The organism is Enterobacter cloacae complex sp. 402C9 (assembly GCF_050030745.1).
GTDB classification, from domain to species: Bacteria; Pseudomonadota; Gammaproteobacteria; order Enterobacterales; family Enterobacteriaceae; genus Enterobacter; species Enterobacter intestinihominis.
On the sequence record NZ_JBLGUW010000001.1, the window covers coordinates 4,539,125 to 4,558,660 of the forward strand.

The window sequence follows — 19,536 nt, forward strand, 5'->3', positions numbered from 1 at the left end:
ACAGGAATGCGAAATGACCAACACCGGTTTTATTATTGGTGCGTACCCCTGTGCACCCTCATTTCACCAGAAAGGGGAGCAGGAAGAATACGCCTTCTGGCGGGAACTTTCCGACACGCCAAATATTCGCGGGCTGGAACAACCTTGCCTTGAAAATCTCCATCCGTTTGGTGATGAATGGCTGTTTCGTCATACGCCGGGCGACTGGCAGATCGTTGTCACAGCCGTTATGGAAACCATGCGCCGCCGCGGCAGCAACGGCGCGTTTGGCCTGGCGTCCGCGGACGAAGAACAGCGTAAAGCGTGCATTGAATATTACCGCCATCTGCATCAAAAGATTGATGCCGTTAACACCCGCTTTCCCGGGAAAGTGATCGCTCTGGAAATGCAGGCCGCACCGCAGGCGGGTAATGATTCTGTCGAGCAAGCGACAGAAGCATTCTCCCGCTCAGTACGGGAAATCGCGAGCTGGGACTGGGGCTGCGATCTGGTGCTGGAACACTGTGATGCGATGAATGGCCCGGCGCCGCGTAAAGGGTTCTTGCCCTTAGAGCAGGTGCTGGAGGTAGTGAAAGAGACCGATATCAGCGTCTGTATCAACTGGGCACGTTCGGCCATCGAAGGTCGCAACACCGCCCTTCCGCTGGAACATGTTCAGGCGGCACTCGCTGCCGGGAAGCTGGGGGCGCTGATGTTTTCGGGCACGACCCCTCACGGTGAGTATGGAGAATGGCAGGATCTGCACGCGCCGTTTTCTTCGTTCTGCGCCGACAGTCTCATGTCCACTGAACATGTAAAAACGCTGTTTACTGCGGCGAGCGCCGCAACATTGAAATTCTCCGGTATTAAATTACTGGAAATAAATGCTAATGCTGACGTCAGCCATCGCATCGCTATTTTGCGCGACGGCATTAGCGCTATGAATAAAGCATCACAATAAAAATAAAGAATACATTTTCCGGTTACCTTCACTGAGATATTAACTATGAATATTTCTTCTAATGCTCTACACGCGGACATTCCGCGCCAGCGCTGGCTAAGGATCATTCCCCCTATTCTTATCGCCTGCATTATTTCCTATATGGACCGCGTAAATATAGCTTTTGCGATGCCCGGCGGTATGGACGAAGAGCTGGGCATTTCCGCCACGATGGCGGGCCTGGCGGGGGGGATCTTTTTTATTGGCTATTTGTTCCTGCAAGTTCCCGGCGGCAAAATTGCCGTGCACGGCAGCGGTAAGAAGTTTATCGGCTGGTCGCTGGTTGCCTGGGCGGTGATCTCGGTTCTGACCGGGCTTGTGACCAACCAGTATCAGCTGCTGGTACTGCGCTTCTTACTCGGCGTGGCGGAAGGTGGGATGCTGCCCGTTGTGCTCACGATGATCAGTAACTGGTTCCCGGATGCCGAGCGCGGCCGCGCCAACGCGATTGTGATCATGTTCGTGCCCATCGCCGGGATCATCACCGCCCCGCTGTCGGGCTGGATTATTACCGCTCTCGACTGGCGCTGGCTGTTCATTATTGAAGGTCTGATGTCCGTTGTTGTGCTGGTGCTGTGGGCGTTCACCGTCTACGACCGGCCGCAGGAAGCACGCTGGATCTCTGAGGCCGAGAAAAACTACCTGGTACAAACCCTGGCGGCAGAGCAGCAGGCCATTGCGGGTAAAGAGGTGAAAAACGCCTCGCTCAGCGCGGTGCTGTCTGACAAAACCATGTGGCAGCTGATCGCCCTCAACTTCTTCTACCAGACCGGCATTTACGGTTACACCCTCTGGCTGCCCACCATTCTGAAAGAACTGACGCACACCAGCATCGGCCAGGTGGGAATGCTCGCCATTCTGCCTTACATCGGCGCCATTGCCGGCATGTTCCTGTTCTCTACGCTCTCTGACCGCACCGGCAAGCGCAAGCTGTTTGTTTCCCTGCCATTGATTGGCTTTGCGCTCTGCATGTTCCTCTCCGTGGCGCTGAAAGAGCACACCTGGCTGGCCTATGCCGCGCTGGTGGGCTGTGGCTTCTTCCTGCAATCCGCAGCGGGCGTGTTCTGGACCATCCCGGCGCGTCTGTTCAGCGCTGAGATGGCGGGTGGCGCTCGCGGCGTGATTAATGCCCTGGGCAACCTCGGCGGGTTCTGTGGTCCTTATGCGGTAGGCGTACTGATCACCCTGTACAGCAAAGACGCAGGCGTTTACTGCCTGGCGGTTTCGCTGGCGCTGGCATCGCTGCTGGCCCTGATGTTACCGGCGAAATGCGATGCCGGAGCAGAGCCCAACCCCACGGTGAACTCGCATAAGCGTGCGGCCTGAGGCCCTCACCTGATTCACTAAACCAAACCGTAGGCCGGGTAAGCGAAGCGCCACCCGGCAATTAAGCGAGAAGAAGATGAGTGAAAAAGAGCCCTTCTGGCTGGGTATCGATTGTGGCGGTACTTATCTGAAAGCCGGTTTATACAACAGCCAGGGCAAAGAAGTCTGTATTGAACGCCGCTCAGTGGCCACGCTCAGCCCACGCGCTGGCTACGCCGAGCGGGATATGCACCAGCTCTGGCAGCACTGCCACAAAACCGTCGCCCTGCTGCTTAAAAATTCAGGCGCTGACGGCGGTCAGATTAAAGGCGTTGGCATTTCAGCCCAGGGCAAGGGGCTATTTTTGCTCGATAAACAGGATCGCCCCCTGGGTAACGCCATACTCTCCTCCGATCGCCGTGCGCTGGAGATCGTGCAACGCTGGCAGCAGGACGGTATACCCGAAAAGCTCTATCCGCATACTCGCCAGACGCTGTGGACGGGGCATCCGGCCTCACTCCTGCGCTGGGTTAAAGAGAACGAGCCGCAGCGGTATCAGCAAATCGGCAGCGTGATGATGGCGCACGATTACCTGCGCTGGTGTCTGACCGGGGTCAAAGGCTGCGAAGAGAGCAACATCTCGGAATCCAATCTCTACAACATGAATACCGGGCAGTACGATCCGCAGCTCACGCGCTGGCTCGGCATCAGCGACATTGACGGTGCCCTGCCGCCTATTATCGGTTCAGCAGAAATTTGCGGGGAAATCACCGCTCAGGCAGCCGCACTGACCGGTCTCACGGCGGGTACTCCCGTCGTTGGTGGACTGTTTGATGTGGTTTCCACCGCGATCTGCGCCGGGCTGCATGACGAAAATACGCTGAATGCCGTAATGGGGACCTGGGCCGTGACCAGTGGGATTGCCCACGGCATCCGCGACAACGAGCCGTTCCCCTACGTCTATGGCCGCTATGTCCATCCGCAGCAGTTCATCGTTCACGAAGCCAGCCCCACCTCGTCCGGCAACCTGGAATGGCTGACGGCCCAATGGGGCGAAATGTCATTCGATGAGATTAACCACGCCGTGGCCAGCCTGCCAAAAGCTGAAAGCGATGTGTTCTTCCTGCCTTTCATCTACGGCAGCAACGCCGGACTGGAGATGACCAGCGGCTTCTATGGTTTGCAGGCGCTGCATACCCGCGCGCACCTCCTCCAGGCGGTTTATGAAGGGGTGGTATTCAGCCACATGACCCACCTCAACCGTATGCTCGAACGCTTTCCCCACGTGCAGACCCTGCGCGTGACGGGCGGCCCCACCCATTCGGACGTGTGGATGCAGATGCTCGCGGACGTCAGCGGCCTGGCGATTGAACTCCCGCAGGTGGAGGAGACCGGCTGTTCCGGTGCGGCGCTGGCCGCGCTCGTCGGTACAGGTCTCTATCCCGATTTTTACGCCGCTCAGCGCGCCCTCAGGCATGACATCCGGATGATTGAACCTGACATGCGTGCCCATGCCGCCTACCAGCGCAAATATCACCGTTACCAGCTACTGATTTCAGCATTACAGGGCTATCACGCCCGTGTTAAGGAGTACGACCTATGAGCCGACCATTATTGCAACTGGCGCTCGACCACACCTCACTTCAGGCCGCGCAGCGGGATGTCGCGACGCTTTCCGATCACGTCGACATCGTCGAAGCCGGCACCATCCTGTGCCTGACCGAAGGGCTAAACGCCGTTCGCGCCCTGCGCGCACAGTGTCCGGATAAAATTATCGTGGCGGACTGGAAAGTCGCCGATGCCGGAGAAACGCTGGCTGAGCAGGCGTTTGGCGCAGGCGCAAACTGGATGACCATCATCTGTGCCGCCCCGCTGGCCACCGTTGAACGTGGCCACGAGGTCGCACTGCGCGGCGGCGGCGAGATCCAGATGGAGCTGTTTGGCAACTGGACGCTGGACGACGCGCGCGCGTGGCACCGCATCGGGGTGAAGCAGGCGATATACCACCGTGGACGCGACGCACAGGCCAGCGGCCAGCAGTGGGGCGAGGCGGATCTCAGCAAAATGAAGGCGTTGTCCGATATCGGGCTACAGCTTTCCATCACTGGCGGTATCACCCCCGCTGACCTGCCGCTGTTTAAGCAGATCAACGTCAAAGCCTTCATTGCCGGGCGCGCGCTGGCAGGCGCCGCCAATCCGCCGCAGGTGGCACAAGCATTCCATTCACAAATTCGCGACATCTGGGGAGAGTAACCATGCGTCAGCATCCGTTAGGGATTTACGAAAAAGCGCTGCCAAAAGATCTCTCCTGGCCGGAGCGCCTGGTTCTGGCAAAAAGCTGCGGCTTCGATTTTGTGGAGATGTCGGTGGATGAGACCGACGAGCGTTTATCGCGCCTTGAATGGAGTACCACGCAGCGCGCCTCTCTTGTGGAAGCGATGCTGGAGACCGGCGTGGCCATCCCGTCGATGTGCTTGTCTGCCCATCGTCGCTTCCCGTTTGGCAGCCGCGATGACACCGTGCGCGAACGCGCCCGCGAGATCATGACCAAAGCCATCCGGCTGGCCCGTGATTTGGGTATTCGCACCATCCAGCTTGCGGGTTATGACGTGTACTACGAGGAGCACGACGAGGGCACGCAACAGCGCTTTGCCGAAGGGCTGGCGTGGGCTGTAGAGCAGGCCGCTGCCGCGCAGGTAATGCTGGCGGTAGAGATCATGGACACCGCGTTTATGAACTCCATCAGCAAGTGGAAAAAGTGGGACGACATGCTCGCCTCGCCGTGGTTCAGCGTTTACCCGGACGTCGGCAACCTGAGCGCGTGGGGCAACGACGTCACCGCCGAGCTGACGCTGGGCATTGACCGCATCGCCGCTATCCATCTGAAAGATACCCGGCCCGTAACCGAAAAAAGCCCCGGCCAGTTCCGCGATGTGCCGTTTGGCGAGGGCTGCGTCGATTTCGTTGGCGTGTTTAACACGCTAAATCAACTTAACTATCGCGGCGCATTTCTGATTGAAATGTGGACCGAGAAAGCCAAAGAGCCGGTACTGGAGATCATCCAGGCGCGCCGCTGGATTGAGGCCCGAATGCAGGAAGGAGGCATGACATGTTAGAACAACTCAAAGCCGAGGTGCTGGCGGCAAATCTCGCCCTGCCCGCCCACCAGCTGGTGACGTTCACCTGGGGCAACGTCAGCGCGGTTGACCGTGACAGCGGCATGATGGTGATCAAACCATCCGGCGTGGAGTACGACGTGATGACCGCAGAAGATATGGTGGTGGTAAATATCGCCACGGGTAAAGTGGTCGAGGGGAGTAAAAAACCCTCCTCCGACACCCCGACCCATCTCGCGCTGTATCGTCGTTACCCGGAAATTGGTGGCATCGTGCATACCCATTCCCGCCACGCCACCATCTGGTCGCAGGCGGGGCAGGATTTACCCGCATGGGGCACGACGCACGCGGACTATTTCTACGGTGCGATCCCCTGCACGCGGCTGATGACCACGGCTGAAATCGCGGGTGAATATGAATACCAGACGGGGGAAGTCATTATCAAAACCTTCGAGGAGCGCGACATAAGCCCGATGCAGGTCCCGGCGGTGCTGGTACACTCTCACGGCCCGTTTGCCTGGGGCAAAGACGCTGCCGATGCGGTACACAATGCCGTGGTGCTGGAAGAGTGCGCCTATATGGGGCTTTTCTCGCGCCAGCTTGCACCACAGCTTCCGGTTATGCAGCAGGAATTGCTGGATAAGCATTACCTGCGCAAGCATGGCGCAAATGCCTATTACGGCCAGTAATCATCCGGAATTAATATGCTCTTTACAGTACCGCCGTTTCCAGACGGCGGGCGTTAACCCGGTATGTTTCGAGAATATCTGCCGGAAATAACCCACGTCATTAAAACCGCACCGGGTGGCCACTTCAGTTAATGAGGCCGCATCGTTCAGCAACAATTTTTCAGCGGCCCTGACGCGCTGGCGGTGTATTGCCTCCGTCAGGGTTAAATGAAACGTCCGGCGAAATACTCGCCCCAGGTAATCTGCGTTGCAGTGCAGCTCTTTCGCCAGCTGTGAAGTGGATATGGGCAAATGAAAGTGAGTGCGGATAAGCTGTTTGGCCTTCCACGCCATTGCTGCGCCCGCATCATCCGCTTTATCTTCATATCCCGGCGAGAGCGATATCTGCTGCAAAATTAACAGCAAAATTATCTCCAGCGCCTGGCTACGCTGTAATTTTTCCTGCTCGCTTAAAAACTGACGGAATAACGCAATAACATATTGCGGATCCCGCACGCTACAGTGTTGCTCAATCGACAGTGGCGTCGCACCTGGCAACGCAGGCAAGCCTTCATCCACCTCAAAATGCAGCCAGTAAAATTTGAGATCGCCCGGAAAATCTTCCACGCCGACATGCCGCCGCTTCGGCCAAAGTAATAAACTCTCGCCGGCGTTTACCTCAAACAGCGTATTTTCCTCCTGGATCGTTAATGTCCCTTTTTCGACAAAGATTATCTCCCACGAAGATAATTTTCGTGCGGGATGACGACCCACGCCCCGGGAGATAAATAACCCGCCATTTTGAACCTTAATCGGAAGTGCTATGGATAATTCAAGCATGGATATTCAATTTCCCGCTTTTATGGTGGCTAATATTGCGTTTATTGTTTGATTATTAATAAATATCAGCAGAACAGCTCGATCAAACTCACAGTTTTACCATCAGGTCGGAATCGTCACCTTTTTATACTTTTCCCTTCCCTTGTTGGTCTGCCCGTTGAATGCAGAATAAATGGGGTACCTTGCACAAATACGATAAAAAATCGTTTATCGAGGAGTTACCCCATGACTTCCACACCAATTACAGACGCAGAAGTTGCAAAACAGGCAGCCGATGACCGACTGTCAGTCCGCGAGAAAATTGGCTACGGCCTGGGCGACGCGGGCGGCACGGTAATTACCTGCCTGATCATGAACTTCCTGACCTTTTTCTATACCGATGTATTTGGCCTGACGCCCGCGCTGGTGGGCACGCTGTTTATTGCTCTTCGGGTATTTGACGCGATTTCCGATCCGGTGATGGGCGTGATTGCCGACCGCACGCAGAGCCGCTGGGGGCGTTTTCGTCCGTGGCAGCTGTGGGTCGCGCTTCCCATCGGGATCGTCGGCGTGCTGACCTTCACCGTCCCGGACGCCAGCATGGGCGTGAAAATCGCCTGGGCGTTCGGCACCTATTTGCTGTTGTCCGTAGGCTATACCGCCATCAACGTGCCGTATTGCGCGCTGATCAACACCATGACCACCCGCCACAACGAGGTAATATCCTGCCAGTCCTGGCGCTTCGTACTGTGCGGCGTGGCGGGCTTTCTGGTCTCCGTTGGCCTGCCGTGGCTGGTGTCAGAGCTGGGACAGGGCAATACCGCCCGGGGTTATCAGCTGGGCGTCGGCGTACTGTGCGCCATCGCTGTGGTGATGTTCTTGTGCTGCTTCTTCTGGGTGCGCGAGCGCGTCCCGCTTGCGCTGATGGGGAAATTCACCCTGCGCGAGCACCTGGCGGGCCTGCGTAAAAACGATCAGCTGCTGCTGATGCTGGTGATGTCGTTTCTGCTGATCAACGTCTTCAACATTCGCGGCGGCGGGTACATGTACTTCATCACCTACGTGCTTCAGGGCAGCACGGCGTACACCTCGCTGTTTTTCACCATGGTGACCTTTGCCGCCATTCTGGGCGCGGTGATCGTCAACCCGCTGTCGCGGCGGATTGATACCGTCAAACTCTACTACTACACCAACCTGGTACTCGCTGCGCTTGCTATGGGAATGTGGTTCCTGCCAGGTGGCCCGGCGCACCAGACGCTCTGGCTTATCGTGATTTTAAGTAACGGCGTGATCCTGGGCTTCACCCTGCCGCTTCACTTCTCGCTAATGGCCTTTGCCGATGACTACGGCGAATGGAAAACCGGCGTGCGCTCCTCGGGGATGAATTTCGCCTTCAATCTATTTTTCATCAAGCTCGCGTGGGCATCCAGCGCCGGGATCATCAGCCTGGTGTTTATTGCCGTGGCCTATCAGCCAGGCGCGGGCAACCAGACACCCGCCTCATTGCAGGGCATCACCGCCATGGAGACGCTGCTCCCTGCCCTTTTCCACCTGCTGCTGGCGGTCGCTATCCGCTGGTGCAGGCTTAACAATCCCGTGATGTCGCGCATTGCCACCGATTTGCGCCAGCGTCATGTACAGTCCTGAGGAGAACGATATGACCATAATGGAAGCCGACCTGCATCAGCTGAAAATCAACGACCCGTTTCTTGGTCAGTACCAACGGCTGGTCCGCGATGTGGTGATCCCCTACCAGTGGGATGCGCTTAACGATCGCGTGGCGGAGGCTGAACCCAGCCACGCCATCGCCAACTTCCGCATCGCGGCCGGTCTGGAACAGGGGGAGTTTTACGGGATGGTCTTTCAGGACAGCGACGTGGCGAAATGGCTCGAAGCCGTGGCGTGGTCGCTGTGCCAGAAGCCGGATGCTGAACTGGAAAAAACCGCCGACGAGGTGATCGAGCTGGTCGCAGCGGCGCAGTGTGAAGATGGCTATCTCAATACCTATTTCACGGTGAAAGCACCGGCCGAGCGCTGGACCAATCTGGCCGAGTGCCACGAACTGTACTGCGCCGGACATATGATTGAAGCGGGCGTGGCGTATTTCCAGGGAACCGGAAAGCGCCGCCTGCTGGACGTGGTGTGCAGGCTGGCGGATCATATCGACAGCGTGTTTGGCCCGGGCGAAAACCAGCTGCACGGCTATCCGGGCCACCCGGAAATCGAGCTGGCGCTGATGCGGCTGTACGACGTCACGCAGGAGCCACGCTATCTCAATCTGGTGAAATACTTTATTGAGGAACGCGGCACACAGCCTCACTTCTACGATATCGAATATGAGAAGCGCGGCAGAACGTCATACTGGAACACCTATGGCCCGGCGTGGATGGTCAAGGACAAAGCCTACAGCCAGGCACATCAGCCCCTTGCGGAACAACAAACGGCCATCGGCCATGCCGTGCGTTTCGTCTATCTGATGGCGGGCATGGCGCATCTGGCGCGCCTGAGCAACGACGAAGGGAAACGTCAGGATTGCCTGCGGCTGTGGAACAACATGGCACAGCGCCAGCTGTACATCACCGGCGGGATTGGCTCGCAAAGCAGCGGCGAGGCATTCAGCAGCGATTACGATCTGCCCAACGATACGGTCTATGCCGAAAGCTGCGCCTCCATCGGCCTGATGATGTTTGCCCGCCGGATGCTGGAGATGGAGGCGGACGGCCACTACGCCGACGTGATGGAGCGCGCACTATACAACACGGTGCTGGGTGGCATGGCGCTGGACGGTAAGCATTTCTTTTATGTGAATCCGCTGGAAGTGCACCCGAAAACACTGGCCTTTAACCATATCTATGACCACGTGAAACCGGTGCGCCAGCGCTGGTTCGGCTGCGCCTGTTGCCCGCCGAATATTGCGCGCGTGCTGACCTCGCTGGGGCACTATATTTATACCGTTCGCCCGGACGCGCTGTTGATCAACCTGTACGTGGGGAACGACGTCGCCATTCCGGTGGGGGAAAACACCCTCCAGCTGCGTATTAGCGGAAACTATCCGTGGCATGAGCAGGTGAAAATCGAGATAACCTCACCTGTTCCGGTGACTCACACGCTGGCCCTGAGGCTGCCGGACTGGTGTGCGGAACCGGCTGTTTCGCTCAATGGTCAAGCCATTACAGGCGAGGTCTCCCGTGGATACTTATACCTCAACCGCAACTGGCAGGAAGGCGACACGCTGACGCTGACGTTACCGATGCCGGTCCGCCGCGTGTACGGCAACCCGCAGGTGCGCCAGCAGGCGGGGAAAGTCGCATTGCAGCGTGGGCCGCTGGTTTACTGCCTGGAAGAAGCCGATAACGGCGCAAATCTGCATAACCTTTCTTTGCCGCAAGACAGCGCGTTTCGGGTATTTGAAGGCAAAGGCATTTTCGCGCACAAGATGCTGATACAGGCGGAAGGGATTGGGTGTCAGGCGAAGGACACTGATGCCCTGTGGCAGTACGACCATTCGCCGGTAGAACGTCAGCCCCAGACGCTGACCTTTATTCCGTGGTTCAGCTGGGCAAACCGGGGAGAAGGGGAAATGCGGATATGGGTGGATGAAGGCTGAATAACTGCGGCCTGTTGCCCTCACCCCAGCCCTCTCCCACGGGAGAGGGAGTAAAAAGTAGGCCGGGTAAGGCGAAGCCGCCACCCGGCTTTAACCCGGCTCAGGCCGCCCGGGACGGCCTGAGCCGGGAGATTAAAACAGCCCCAGCGGTTTATCGGAGTAGCTGACTAACAGACATTTCGTTTGCTGGTAGTGCTCCAGCATCATTTTATGGGTTTCGCGCCCGATGCCCGACTGTTTGTAGCCGCCAAACGCCGCATGAGCCGGATAGGCGTGATAGCAGTTTGTCCATACGCGTCCGGCCTGAATGCCGCGGCCCATTTTATAGGCAAGGTTACCGTTACGGCTCCAGACGCCCGCCCCCAGGCCATACTGCGTGTCGTTAGCGAGCTCCAGCGCCTCGTCCATGGTTTTAAACGTGGTGACGGCCAGCACCGGTCCAAAAATTTCCTCCTGGAAAACGCGCATGTTGTTCTTACCGAACAGGATAGTCGGCTCAAGGTAGTAGCCCTCCTGCAAATCGCCGCCCAGCACCTTACGACGACCGCCGGTCAACACATCGGCCCCCTCTTTTTTACCGATATCAATATAGTTGAGGATGGTTTCCAGCTGGCCATGCGATACCTGCGCCCCCATCTGGGTAACGTTATCCAGCGGATTACCGCTGCGAATCGACTCCACGCGCCGGATCGCCCGCTCCATAAAGCGCTCATAAATGGATTCCTGCACCAGCGCGCGGCTCGGACAGGTGCAGACTTCGCCCTGGTTAAACGCAAACAGCGCAAACCCTTCCAGCGCTTTGTCGAAGAAGGCGTCCTCTTCATCCATCACGTCGGCAAAGAAGATGTTCGGCGATTTCCCGCCCAGCTCCAGGGTGACCGGAATGATGTTCTGGGTCGCGTACTGCATGATCTGCTGACCCACTTCCGTTGAGCCGGTAAACGCCACTTTGGCAATACGCTTTGAAGTAGCCAGATATTCGCCGATCTCTCCCCCGGCCCCGTTGACCACGTTAATGACCCCCGGCGGCAACAGGTCGCAAATCACCTCCATCAGCAGCAGTACCGAAAGCGGCGTTAAGCGTGCAGGTTTCAGCACCACGCAGTTACCCGCCGCCAGCGCGGGCGCCATTTTCCAGCTCGCCATCAGCAGCGGGAAGTTCCACGGAATAATTTGCCCCACCACGCCGAGCGGCTCGTGGAAGTGATACGCCACGGTATCTTTGTCAACTTCACTTATTCCCCCCTCCTGGGCACGAATGCAGGACGCAAAATAGCGGAAATGGTCGATCGCCAGCGGCACGTCCGCCGCCATGGTTTCGCGGATCGGCTTGCCGTTGTCCCACGTTTCTGCGGTCGCCAGCAGCTCCAGATTCTGCTCCATCCGATCGGCGATTTTGAACAAAATGGCCGCTCTGTCCTGAACGGACATTTGCCCCCACTTATCTTTCGCCTTATGCGCCGCATCCAGCGCTAAATCGATATCCCGCTTGCCCGAACTGGCAATTTCACACAGCGGCTGGCCGGTAACGGGCGTCAGGTTGGAATAGTATTCACCGTCGACGGGCGCCACCCAGTCGCCGCCGATAAAGTTGTCATAGCGGGGCTTCAGCTTAAGGGGAAAACCATACTCGCCAGGCTGGATACGCGATGAGGGAGGATTGTTTGTCATGACCGTCTCCTTGCTGTTGTTGTACAACAAGGGTAGTTCCGGCTGGTGATTTTCTCGCCAGCGGGTAGCGGGTTTACGAGCCGCATCACGGATTACCGTACTTTACGTTTCGTTTCTGCCGCCGCAGCCATACTTAATAGCTCAAGGGCTCATGAGGAATGATGCAATGCAGCTATTTATCGGCTTTGACGTGGGTGGAACCCACATCAAACACGGCGTAATTAATGAAAACGGCGAAGAACTGACATCCGATGAATATGATACGCCGGACGATGAAAGCACCTTCAAAGAGAAGTGGAAAACGGTAGTGGATAAATACTGCCAGGAGCACGAGATCGCCAGTATTGGCGTGAGTTTTCCAGGACATATCAATCACCATACCGGCGAAGCGGCCAAAGCCGGGGCGCTGGACTATCTTGACGGCGAAAACCTGTGCGAACTGTTCGCACAGCTGACCGATCTCCCCGTGACAATCGAAAACGATGCCAATTGCGCGGCGCTGGGCGAGCGCTGGCAGGGCGCGGGCAAGGACTATGAGCATTTCGTCTGCATCACCATCGGCACCGGCATCGGCGGCGGTATCGTCATGGAGGGCGATCTCTACCGCGGGTCGCACTACCGGGCGGGTGAGTTTGGCGTGCTGCCCGTAGGCAATGAGGGCGAGCCGATGCATGAAGTGGCGTCCGCCAGTGGCCTGATGAAAGCCTGCCGCCGCGCGCTGGCCGTGTCGGAAGATGAGATGCCTGATGGTGAGGAGCTGTTTAAACGCATGGACAGCGACGTGCATCTGCGCGAGGCCATTGAAGCGTGGGCGCATTGTCTGTCGCGCGGTATTTACAGCGTGATCTCTATGTTTGATCCGCAGGCGGTGCTGATTGGCGGCGGCATTAGTGAGCAGGAGAAAATCTATCTCCTGCTGGATAAATATTTACAGCGATTCGAGGAGTGGGAAGCGCTCCGGGTGCCCATCCTTCCCTGCGAGCTGGGTAACCAGGCGGGAAGGCTGGGCGCGGTCTGGCTGGCTAAGCAGAAGCAGGCGCGCAGCGCTTAACGCTTACGGAAATAACTGCGCGTCGCGTAGCACATGGTCATTGCCACGACGACGCGTAAACCCGATGCGGTTGAAATACTCCAGGATCTGAATCGCCAGTTTGCGTCCAACATTCAGCCGATCGCGGAAGTCTGCGGCGCAGGTTGATCCGCGCGCCTGATCCAGCTCCCGGATCAGGTTCGCAAACGCCACGATCCGATCGTTGCGGTAATAACGATCTTTCACGATCGCCACAATCATGCCCTGCTGCGCCGCATGCCGCAGTACCTGACGCATCAGCTGCTCATCGGTATTGGTTTCACGCGCCAGATCGCGCACCCACCAGGGTTCATCGCCAAACAGCGCCGCCACTTTTTGCCAGACCGCGTCCTGCTCAGCGGTAAAACCGGCCTTGTGTTCCGGCAGGTGCAGCCAGCCGTGATGACTTGCAATCACGCCGCTTTCACGCATGTTTTCAATCAGCAACAGCACCAGCGCGTCGTCTTCCATGGGCAACGCCATGCGCCGCAGACGTTCACGGCCCGGGCCAGGCTCATCCTGATGCTGTTCATGGTAGGTCGCCAGCGTGCTCAGCACTTTGCGCTGCCAGCGCGCCGCCACCGGCGCGTTCAGCAGGCTGTTGCCAGCCTGAATAAAACCCGGCTCCTGCGTCAGAAGACGCAATCCTTCACCGCTGAGCTGGCGCGCCCAGGCGAACGCAGCCAGATCCACCGCACCACGCTCAAGGTGGATATCTAACGCAGACTTGTCGTCACGGGCCTGGGCCAGCGAGGCCAGCCACGCTAAATACTCGGGCTTACGCTTGCCGCGACGGGGCGGATTCAGCATCACCACGCGGGCGCCCGCCAGGGTTTCGCGCGCGGAGATGTCGCGCAGAACCAGGCGGTCGTTATCCGCCAGCCAGAGCGGGGAGTCGAACACCAGTTCGGCGAGATCGTTTTCCAGCAGCGACACGCGTCCGGTGATGTGGCTGGCCGCGTGGTGGATATGCAGCGGCTGCCACTGGGTCAGCGGCGTGTGGGTCTGTAGAGAAACGATAATCCGTTCAGAAGGCTCCGGCGGCGCGTCGGCCAGCAGCCAGTCGCCGCGGTTAAGCTGGTCTTTTTCGGCATCACCAGCAATATTCAGGGCGATACGCTGCCCGGCGTGGGCCTGTTCCACCGGCTGGTTTTGCGCGTGAAGCCCGCGCACGCGCATGGGTTTGTTCACGCCCGTCAGCCACAGGGTATCGCCCACGTTAACTTCGCCACTCAGCGCGGTACCGGTCACCACCAGCCCAGCCCCTTTCACGGTAAACGCCCTGTCGATCGCCAGACGGAAGCGGTGATGGCTGGCATGTTCACGAGACGGGATCTGCTGCAAATGGTCGCGAAGGGCGTCGATACCGCGGCCTTCTGTCGCCACGGTGACAAACAGAGCGGCATCCTTAAAACCATATTCACTCAGCGCCGCCAGTACCTCTTCACGCACCTCGTTGATACGCGCCTCATCCACACGGTCCGCTTTGGTAAGGGCGACGGTCAACTGCGGGTTTCCCGTCAGTTGCAGGATCGCCAGATGCTCGCGCGTTTGCGCCATCACCCCGTCATCGCACGCGACAACCAGTAGAGCGTGATCGATCCCGCCCACGCCCGCGAGCATATTGGAAAGAAACTTCTCGTGGCCGGGCACGTCGATAAAGCCCAGCACGCGACCGTCGGGCTGTGGCCAGTAGGCGTAACCCAGGTCAATGGTCATGCCGCGCTTTTTCTCTTCCGGCAGGCGATCGGCATTCACGCCCGTAATGGCCTGCAATAACGTGGTTTTGCCGTGGTCAACGTGACCGGCGGTGGCAATAATCATTTCAACATCATCTCCAGAAACCGCCCTTCATCTTCCAGGCAGCGTAAATCCAGCCACATACGACCATCACCGATCCGGCCAATCACTGGCGTCGGTAATGCGCGCCAGCGCGTCGACAGCGCCTCAAGCTGGCTTCCGCGTCCGTCGCGCGGGGTGAACGTCAGCGCTTCGCTCGGTAACCTGTCCACGGGCAGCGAGCCGCTGCCAATTTGCGACAGGCAAGGCTCGATACGAACTTCAAACTCAGGGTAATGAGGAGCAACCTGCGGCAGTAGCGCTTCCGCCCGCGCGCGAACAGAGGCTTCATCACGGCTCAGCAAACGCAACGTGGGCAGGCGGTCAGCCAGTTTCTCCGGGTGGAGATAGAGCCGCAGCGTGGCTTCCAGGGCGGCCAGCGTCATTTTATCGGCACGCAGGGCACGCTTCAGTGGGTGCTGCTGTAGCTGCGCAATCAGTTCGCGCTTGCCGACGATAATCCCCGCCTGCGGCCCGCCCAGCAGTTTATCGCCGGAGAAACTGACCAGGCTTACGCCCGCAGCAACCATTTCCTGCACCATTGGCTCTTTCGGCAGACCGTACTGGCGCATATCCACCAGCGACCCGCTGCCGAGATCGGCAATCACCGGCACGTTTAGCTCGCGCCCGATGGCGGCCAGTTCGGCCTCTTCCACCGTTTTGGTGAAACCCTCAATGTGGTAATTGCTGGTATGCACTTTCATCAGCAGGGCGGTGTTTTCATTCACCGCCGCGCGATAATCTTTTGCATGGGTACGGTTGGTTGTGCCCACTTCATGCAGCGTGCAGCCCGCCTGGCGCATGACATCCGGAATACGAAACGCCCCGCCGATCTCCACCAGCTCGCCGCGAGAGACGACAACCTCTTTTCCGCTCGCGGTGGCCGCCAGCATTAACAGCACCGCCGCCGCGTTGTTATTCACAATGCAGGCATCTTCCGCGCCGGTGATCTGGCAGAGAAGATCCGCCAGTGCGCGATCGCGATGCCCGCGCCCGGCGCCGTCCAGATCGTACTCCAGCGTCACCGGCGAGCGCATGGCCCGGGTGACGGCCTCTATTGCTTCTTCTGCCTGCTGTGCCCGGCCCAGATTGGTGTGCAGAACCGTGCCTGTCAGGTTAATAACCGGGCGCAACGCGCTTTGCGCGTGCTTGCTCAGCCTCCGTTCAACTTCCTGCGCCCATGCCTCGCACCAGCCGGGTAGCGCGTTCTCAGCCTGAATATGGCGACGCGCATCGTCCTGAAGCTGGCGTAGCATGTCGACCGTTGCAGTATGGCCAAACTGCTCCAGCACCGCAGTGATGCGCGGATCACGAAGCAGACGATCGGTAGCGGGGATCTGGCTGTAGAGGGAATGATGAGTAGTCATGAATGCGCCTGGCGAGTAAATATCTTCCCCCCTCCCGACGGGAGAGGGAGTTAACATGTGGGGGGATTGTACCGCCTCCCGCCAGGAAGTGTTATAACCCGCATCAAGCCTTTGGTGGTTCAGTCCGGGCGAAACTTTCGCGCTGGAAGAGCGTCTCCGCCAGTTTGACCAGCAGCGGACGATCCACACACCAGCCCGGCGAGACGCGGCGGAAATTAAGGTAGCCAATGGCGCAGGCGATGGCGATCGTCGCCAGATTCAGGCTATCGCTCTGAATTTTCCCGTCGCGGATCAGCTGTTCGCACATATCCAGGCTGCGGCTGATTTTTTCGCGCTGGCGCAGCAGCTCATTTTCTGACTGCTGGGCGGCGGGCCTTGCCTGCTCGCGTACGGACGTTAATGCCGCATCCATAATGCCATCCGCCAGGGCTTCAATTTGCTTCATCGCCAGCGCCGCTTTTGGATCCGCCGGCAGCATGGCTGGCGCAACGCCAAGCAGCTCGATGTACTCCGCAATGATCGGGGAATCAAACCAGTAGTCGCCCTCGTCCGTTACCAGCGCCGGGACTTTCCCCAGCGGGTTGTACTGCGCAACGCCGTTCTCTGCGTGGTACGGTTGTTCATTTACGAATTCAAATTCAATCCCTTTCTCCAGCAGGAGAATCGAAATCTTACGCACGAAAGGACTGGTATAACTGCCGATGAGTTTCATTGCTTATCCTTAATGCCCATAAAGAGGTCAGTATGGATCAAGCCGTGAAAAAAGGCAGGTGTACGTATCGCATTCCTGCCGTGAGGGGATACGGGAGAAATCTGCATAAAAATATTTTGTGAATCAAATCACAATCTGGAAACAAACAACCAACTTAACATTGTGATATTAATCACAAAACAGTCCTCATTTTGGCGTAATTCTGAGCAATGTATTTTTTTTACACACCCATTATGTGATCGCGATCACTTCATTAATATCCTCACCCCCTACATTCATGTGATTCAGATCACACAAAATTCCGCTGTCTGGACAGTTGAACGATTCAGTGCCAGATTTCACAGCATCAGAACAGGGCCCGGCTACCTCTGCCGCCGCACATTAACGATAAACCTCGGGCCACAAGCCTAAGCGTAAACATAAGAAGGGGTGTTTTATGTCATCCGATTTCAAGATCAAAGTGCAAAGCTTTGGTCGTTTCCTCAGCAACATGGTGATGCCAAATATCGGCGCGTTTATCGCGTGGGGTATTATCACCGCATTATTTATTCCGACAGGGTGGTTGCCTAACGAAACGCTGGCGAAACTTGTTGGCCCAATGATTACGTACCTGCTGCCGCTGCTCATCGGTTATACCGGTGGTCGTCTGGTGGGCGGTGACCGTGGTGGTGTCGTGGGTGCCATCACAACCATGGGGGTAATTGTCGGTGCGGATATGCCGATGTTCCTCGGTGCGATGATTGCCGGTCCTCTGGGCGGCTGGGCGATCAAGAAATTTGACGTCTGGGTTGATGGCAAGATCAAATCCGGCTTCGAAATGCTGGTGAACAACTTCTCCGCGGGCATCATCGGGATGATCCTCGCGATTCTGGCGTTCCTCGGCATTGGTCCTGCGGTTGAAGTGCTCTCCAAACTGCTGGCGGCGGGCGTTAACTTCATGGTGGCGCACGACATGCTGCCGCTGGCGTCTATCTTCGTTGAACCGGCGAAAATCCTGTTCCTGAACAACGCCATCAACCACGGTATCTTCTCACCGCTGGGTATCCAGCAGTCACACGATCTCGGCAAGTCCATCTTCTTCCTGATTGAAGCGAACCCGGGTCCGGGTATGGGCGTTCTGCTGGCGTACATGTTCTTTGGTCGCGGCAGCGCGAAACAGTCTGCTGGCGGCGCGGCGATCATTCACTTCCTGGGCGGTATTCACGAAATTTACTTCCCGTATGTGCTGATGAACCCACGTCTGATCCTGGCCGTTATCCTTGGCGGTATGACCGGCGTGTTCACCCTGAGCGTACTGGGCGGTGGTCTGGTGTCTCCTGCTTCTCCAGGCTCTATTCTGGCGGTGCTGGCGATGACCCCGAAAGGCGCCTACTTCGCGAACATCGCGGCGATCTGTGCGGCCATGGCCGTCTCCTTCGTGGTCTCCGCTATCCTGCTGAAAACCAGCAAGGTGAAAGAAGACGACGATATCGAAGCGGCAACCCGTCGTATGCATGACATGAAAGCCGAATCCAAAGGCGCAACGCCGCTGGCGGCGGGTGATGTCTCTAACGACCTGAGCCACGTGCGTAAAATTATCGTGGCCTGTGATGCCGGTATGGGCTCCAGCGCAATGGGTGCGGGCGTGCTGCGTAAGAAAGTGCAGGATGCGGGTCTGACCAACATCTCCGTGACCAACAGCGCGATTAACAACCTGCCGCCGGACGTTGACCTGGTGATCACGCACCGCGATCTGACCGAGCGCGCTATGCGTCAGGTGCCGCAGGCGCAGCACATTTCCCTGACAAACTTCCTCGACAGCGGCTTGTACACCAGCCTGACAGAACGTCTGGTTGCGGCCCAGCGCCATGAAGATAACGAAGTGAAAGTGCGCACCAGCCTGCAAGACAGCTTCGACGAGAGCAACGCGCATCTGTTCAAACTGGGCGCAGAAAACATCTTCCTTGGCCGCACGGCGACCAATAAAGAAGAGGCCATTCGCTTCGCCGGTGAGCAGCTGGTGAAAGGCGGCTACGTTCAGCCGGAATACGTTGAGGCGATGCTGGAGCGTGAAAAGCTGACCCCAACCTACCTGGGTGAATCCATCGCGGTTCCACACGGTACGGTGGAAGCCAAAGACCGCGTGCTGAAAACCGGCGTGGTGTTCTGTCAGTATCCTGACGGCGTGCGCTTCGGTGAAGAAGAGGACGACATCGCCCGTCTGGTGATTGGTATCGCCGCTCGCAACAACGAGCATATCCAGGTGATTACCAGCCTGACCAACGCGCTGGATGACGAAACGGTTATTGAGCGTCTGGCCAACACCACCAGCGTTGAAGAAGTTCTGGCTCTGCTTAACAAGTAACAGCGCCTCTTCCCTCTCCCCCCGGGGAGAGGGCTAGGGT

General features: G+C 57.8%; 15 protein-coding genes. 10 read left to right on the forward strand and 5 right to left on the reverse strand.

The window, feature by feature from the left end:
- The first annotated feature begins 13 nt into the window (after positions 1 to 13).
- The 6 genes from ACQG1K_RS21615 to araD all read left to right on the forward strand — a co-directional run bounded on the left by ACQG1K_RS21615 (position 14) and on the right by araD (position 6,089).
- Entirely contained in the window at positions 14 to 940 is a 927-nt protein-coding gene (locus ACQG1K_RS21615; RefSeq protein ID WP_015572754.1) for a DUF4862 family protein, read from the forward strand.
- Between the two features lie 45 nt (positions 941 to 985).
- Positions 986 to 2,305 carry an MFS transporter gene (locus tag ACQG1K_RS21620; protein WP_038416906.1) on the forward strand — a complete coding sequence of 440 codons (1,320 nt, stop codon included), beginning with the start codon at positions 986 to 988 and terminating at the stop codon, positions 2,303 to 2,305.
- A gap of 76 nt (positions 2,306 to 2,381) precedes the next feature.
- On the forward strand, positions 2,382 to 3,887 hold the full coding sequence (locus tag ACQG1K_RS21625; RefSeq protein ID WP_038416907.1) for an FGGY-family carbohydrate kinase: 1,506 nt from the start codon (positions 2,382 to 2,384) through the stop codon (positions 3,885 to 3,887).
- A complete protein-coding gene (gene ulaD / locus ACQG1K_RS21630) occupies positions 3,884 to 4,537 on the forward strand; it encodes a 3-keto-L-gulonate-6-phosphate decarboxylase UlaD (protein ID WP_023298862.1) in 654 nt (217 codons plus the stop codon). Before ACQG1K_RS21625 ends, ulaD begins: the two co-directional genes overlap by 4 nt.
- A 2-nt stretch (positions 4,538 to 4,539) precedes the next feature.
- Complete coding sequence (locus ACQG1K_RS21635; protein ID WP_023298863.1) at positions 4,540 to 5,400, forward strand: L-ribulose-5-phosphate 3-epimerase; 861 nt, start codon at positions 4,540 to 4,542, stop codon at positions 5,398 to 5,400.
- Positions 5,394 to 6,089, forward strand: coding sequence for an L-ribulose-5-phosphate 4-epimerase (gene araD, locus ACQG1K_RS21640; RefSeq protein WP_038416909.1), 696 nt, complete (start codon positions 5,394 to 5,396; stop codon positions 6,087 to 6,089). The genes ACQG1K_RS21635 and araD overlap by 7 nt, the downstream gene beginning before the upstream one ends.
- Here araD and ACQG1K_RS21645 read toward each other — a convergent pair whose 3' ends face one another.
- Entirely contained in the window at positions 6,090 to 6,908 is an 819-nt protein-coding gene (locus ACQG1K_RS21645) for an AraC family transcriptional regulator (RefSeq protein WP_022649753.1), read from the reverse strand. It abuts the gene before it with no gap.
- A gap of 225 nt (positions 6,909 to 7,133) precedes the next feature.
- On the opposite strand from ACQG1K_RS21645, the gene ACQG1K_RS21650 reads away from it, so the two are divergent.
- Together ACQG1K_RS21650 and ACQG1K_RS21655 are read left to right on the forward strand one after the other, a co-directional pair.
- Positions 7,134 to 8,534, forward strand: a complete 1,401-nt coding sequence (locus ACQG1K_RS21650) for an MFS transporter (RefSeq protein WP_022649754.1) — start codon at positions 7,134 to 7,136, stop codon at positions 8,532 to 8,534.
- A gap of 10 nt (positions 8,535 to 8,544) precedes the next feature.
- Positions 8,545 to 10,494 carry a glycoside hydrolase family 127 protein gene (locus ACQG1K_RS21655; RefSeq protein WP_063201718.1) on the forward strand — a complete coding sequence of 650 codons (1,950 nt, stop codon included), beginning with the start codon at positions 8,545 to 8,547 and terminating at the stop codon, positions 10,492 to 10,494.
- Positions 10,495 to 10,626: 132 nt separating this feature from the next.
- Here the strand turns inward: ACQG1K_RS21655 and aldB are convergent, their stop codons facing one another.
- The gene (gene aldB / locus ACQG1K_RS21660) at positions 10,627 to 12,165 is read right to left on the reverse strand and encodes an aldehyde dehydrogenase AldB (RefSeq protein WP_367076294.1); all 1,539 of its coding nucleotides are present in this window, start codon (positions 12,163 to 12,165) and stop codon (positions 10,627 to 10,629) included.
- 166 nt (positions 12,166 to 12,331) lie between these two features.
- Between aldB and ACQG1K_RS21665 the strand changes: the two genes are divergently transcribed.
- A complete protein-coding gene (locus tag ACQG1K_RS21665) occupies positions 12,332 to 13,216 on the forward strand; it encodes an ROK family protein (protein ID WP_022649757.1) in 885 nt (294 codons plus the stop codon).
- Between the two features lie 3 nt (positions 13,217 to 13,219).
- Here ACQG1K_RS21665 and selB read toward each other — a convergent pair whose 3' ends face one another.
- From selB to ACQG1K_RS21680, 3 genes are all read right to left on the reverse strand, one after another.
- Positions 13,220 to 15,058, reverse strand: a complete 1,839-nt coding sequence (gene selB, locus ACQG1K_RS21670; RefSeq protein WP_023298869.1) for a selenocysteine-specific translation elongation factor — start codon at positions 15,056 to 15,058, stop codon at positions 13,220 to 13,222.
- Positions 15,055 to 16,440 carry an L-seryl-tRNA(Sec) selenium transferase gene (gene selA / locus ACQG1K_RS21675; RefSeq protein WP_045308992.1) on the reverse strand — a complete coding sequence of 462 codons (1,386 nt, stop codon included), beginning with the start codon at positions 16,438 to 16,440 and terminating at the stop codon, positions 15,055 to 15,057. Before selA ends, selB begins: the two co-directional genes overlap by 4 nt.
- Positions 16,441 to 16,543: 103 nt before the next feature.
- Positions 16,544 to 17,152: a glutathione S-transferase gene (locus tag ACQG1K_RS21680; RefSeq protein WP_046620387.1), complete on the reverse strand. Its 609-nt coding sequence runs from the start codon at positions 17,150 to 17,152 to the stop codon at positions 16,544 to 16,546.
- 436 nt (positions 17,153 to 17,588) lie between these two features.
- On the opposite strand from ACQG1K_RS21680, the gene ACQG1K_RS21685 reads away from it, so the two are divergent.
- Entirely contained in the window at positions 17,589 to 19,496 is a 1,908-nt protein-coding gene (locus ACQG1K_RS21685; protein WP_022649761.1) for a PTS mannitol transporter subunit IICBA, read from the forward strand.
- Positions 19,497 to 19,536: the final 40 nt, after the last annotated feature.